Origin of the sequence: Vibrio sp. 1562, assembly GCF_033340155.1 — a bacterium.
GTDB lineage: Bacteria > Pseudomonadota > Gammaproteobacteria > Enterobacterales > Vibrionaceae > Vibrio > Vibrio alginolyticus.
Genome location: NZ_JAWOVY010000306.1, coordinates 1 through 723 on the forward strand (window position 1 = coordinate 1; position 723 = coordinate 723).

1 protein-coding gene and 1 pseudogene are annotated in these 723 nt (G+C 46.9%); both read left to right on the forward strand.

Annotated features, from left to right (window positions below; translation table 11 throughout):
- Positions 1-456, forward strand: a pseudogene (locus tag R7Z49_RS24830) (heme anaerobic degradation radical SAM methyltransferase ChuW/HutW); the annotation flags it as partial.
- Between the two features lie 33 nt (positions 457-489).
- The coding region (locus R7Z49_RS24835; protein ID WP_318112351.1) for a ChuX/HutX family heme-like substrate-binding protein at positions 490-723 on the forward strand (234 nt) is incomplete at its 3' end.

Here is a 723-nt window from a genome sequence, read left to right on the forward strand (position 1 = left end):
GATAACCGTGAGCGTAGCCTATACAACAGCTTAGCCAAGACGTACGCAGAAGTGTTGCCGATTGGATGCGGTGCTGGTGGCAACATTGGCGGCTACGGGATGATGCTGCACCGTACTTTAGACACCTACATCAAAGCGGTGAATGAAGGGCAAAGTACGATTGCGATGATGATGAAGCACAGCCCATTAGAGCCATTATTTGCAGCGCTAAAATCCGGGTTTGACCGCGGCATTGTTCAGGCAAGTAAATTGCCGGTGTTTATGGGTAGCGATACGTTCGATTTTCTCATGCCGCTGTTTAAAGTATGGCAAGACAAAGGCTTAGTTGAGCTTCAAGAGCGAAGCTTAGTGCTTACTTTAGCGGGCAGTTTTTGGGCCGTTTCGTTAGCGCAAGCCTGTATTCAGGTACTGACATCAGAGATGAACGAAAGCGTGCCAAAAGTATCCAATAATTAATGAAGACAAATTGAAGAAAAGATGGAAAACAAAATGGAATCAATCAAGCAACAGGTAGAAGTTCTATTGGAACAAGAACCTCAACTTCTGCCTGCCGCAATGGCAGAGCGTTTAGGTGTGACAGAATTTGATGTTGTCGCTGCACTGCCGCAAGAGATGGTTGCGATTGCTCCGGGCGAACAAGCGCAAACAATCCTTGAAAGCCTAGTTGGTTTTGGCCCAGTGACGACGATCATACATTCCTTCGGCTCCATTTTCGAGGTGAAA